The organism is Solihabitans fulvus (genome assembly GCF_008386585.1).
In the GTDB taxonomy this organism is placed as follows: domain Bacteria; phylum Actinomycetota; class Actinomycetes; order Mycobacteriales; family Pseudonocardiaceae; genus Solihabitans; species Solihabitans fulvus.
In genome coordinates, this window is record NZ_VUOB01000219.1 from 1 (window position 1) to 864 (window position 864).

An 864-nucleotide genomic window follows, 5' to 3' on the forward strand; every position below is an offset into this window, starting at 1 on the left:
CAGCTTCAGCTTTATTCGTGTTAATTTGGTTTTCAACATATTAATCGGCAGAACCTTTTACAACAACGCTTAGTAGGGGACGATGTACCATGCAAAAAGTTGGGGATAACCGGAAACTTCGCCGCTGTGGCCCAAGGCTTCACGGTCTTCGTTGGCGGCCATATCTTCATCAAGTGTCATAACACTGTTGTACTCTCGGTTGTAGACGAAGAACATGACGTCGCTTTCGTACATGGAGGGCTCAAGGTACCAGTGGTGTTTGAAGGTGTCAGCGGTGCTATCACCGTAGATGATACGGTCATCACTAGAACCTTTCGTGTTATCGAGCTTCAGGTACTGTTTGTCCTCGGTGGACATGATCTTGAAGTATACTCTGTTGTTTTCCAACACGGGGGTAAACTTCCAGGAGACTTTCTTGCTGGTTTTGTCTTTGGAGTCACCGAATGCAATTTTGTTGTGGTTTTGTTGGTCGATCAACTTGAGGGCGTGATGGTCCCTTTTGTTTATGAGCTTGACAGTCTGCTCGGTGAAGATCACTCTAAACTGGATGGGGAAGTAAGATTTGACGATTTCCTTTCCATCCTTTGTCCATAACTGGTAGGCGAAGTCCATGGTGTTCCTCTTGCCGTTTTCGATCAGACGCTTCACGGCTTCCTTGATAACCTCTCCCTTCTTTTCCTTCAGATATTCAGAGCATTTGGCGATAGCGGTCTCGTATTCACCAATGACGACACTCATATACAGCTGCTCTGCCAGTACGTCATCAGTTCTTGGTGCAAGTGTGGCGTTAGAAGCCAGCGCACACACGGCGAGGACGAAGGCAAACAAAGTCAGTCTCATCTTGGCGCAGTGGTTATCTTTGAA

Annotated in this window: 1 protein-coding gene; it reads right to left on the bottom strand. The window is 46.9% G+C overall.

Annotation, left to right across the window (positions count from 1 at the left end; translation table 11 throughout):
• Positions 1-69 precede the first annotated feature (69 nt).
• On the bottom strand, positions 70-864 hold a 795-nt coding region (locus F0L68_RS45680; protein WP_149822409.1), incomplete at its 5' end, for a hypothetical protein.